Origin of the sequence: Rothia sp. HMSC036D11 (assembly GCF_001814205.1) — a bacterium.
Taxonomy (GTDB): domain Bacteria; phylum Actinomycetota; class Actinomycetes; order Actinomycetales; family Micrococcaceae; genus Rothia; species Rothia dentocariosa.
This window is the reverse complement of the sequence record NZ_KV815282.1, coordinates 1-1,181: the sequence shown is the minus strand read 5'-3', so window position 1 is coordinate 1,181 and position 1,181 is coordinate 1. Positions and strand designations below refer to the sequence as shown.

Annotated in this window: 1 protein-coding gene; it reads right to left on the bottom strand. The window is 43.7% G+C overall.

The window, feature by feature from the left end:
• The coding region (locus tag HMPREF2958_RS11255; RefSeq protein ID WP_371441428.1) for a transposase family protein at positions 1-392 on the bottom strand (392 nt) is incomplete at its 3' end.
• Between the last annotated feature and the right edge of the window lie 789 nt (positions 393-1,181).

Here is a 1,181-nt window from a genome sequence, read left to right as displayed (position 1 = left end):
GGGTGTGTTCGTGTATTCTGCACGAGCACACCCCTTAGGCATATATTCTGAGAACTTATTTTCACTAGAAGAAACGGTGAGGGGGGGGGTCGCTTATATGGGTCCTGCATTTTACGGTCTGCTCGGCGTGTTCCTGGGGCGTGCCAGTTGTAGGTGGGGATTAGTGCCGTCCACGATGACGGTACCGGTGGCCTTCGACAAAGTATCAGCACGGATGGTACCGCTGGTGTTAAGAGATGCAGCAGCACTGTTTCAATCGTGGTGATGATCCGGCTGATGGTGGGTTGCCAGACTTCGAAGTCTTTGGTGAGGGTTTCTTCGGTGTGGTTGTGCCGCAGGTATCGTAGAGTGGATTTCACCCCCTGAGTGAGGGTGAGCTTATGGGGTTTGATGTTTAACCTGTTCCTGGTGAGGGTCGTGTTGAATATGTTCAGTGGGGTGGCGAATTATGCCGTTAAGCCCGTGGTACGGTGTGAAGGCAACGGTTCCTACCTGTACGCGTATGGGTGGTGGTTGGTCTTGATATTTCACCATCATACGTGGACACAGGGTCAAGGGCCGTTATTTTTATGTCTCGGGCAGGGTGCTTCTACATTAATAAATAACGCTCATGGCACTATTTATAATAGAATAAAAAAATTTAAGAAGGTGATTACACAATGATAAAACTATTAAAGTCAAATCTTTCATGGTTCCGACAGAAATATATTATTGTGCTTGTGCCGTTGGGATTTTTATTATTTTTTGGTATATATTTTGGGGTTTCGGCTCACAATAAGAATAATCCAATCATTAAGGAATGCACTGTTACCAAAACCGAGGTCAAAAGACATGATTCGGTATCAGCCAACTCTCCAGAAACCACGTATAGTCTGCATATAGAGTCATCGGACTGCCCTCAGATGGTATGGTCCGATATCGGTGAGAAAGACGCAAACTATTATCATAATCTACTAAAGGAAGGGAAGAGCTATAAATTTGGGCTTCCCAGAATTGTCCTCTTTCCTGGTACTGAAAATAGTATTGTGAGGATCTATGTAAACAGGTCTTAGAGATTTATGAGATGTAAGAATATTAAAGAAACGTTGGTAACAAGTATTATTTTTGTCGTTGCTGTAAGTTTTATGCGTTTTTATATTTTCTTTCGCGTGATGATAGTGAGGGGAAGTACAAGTACTGCA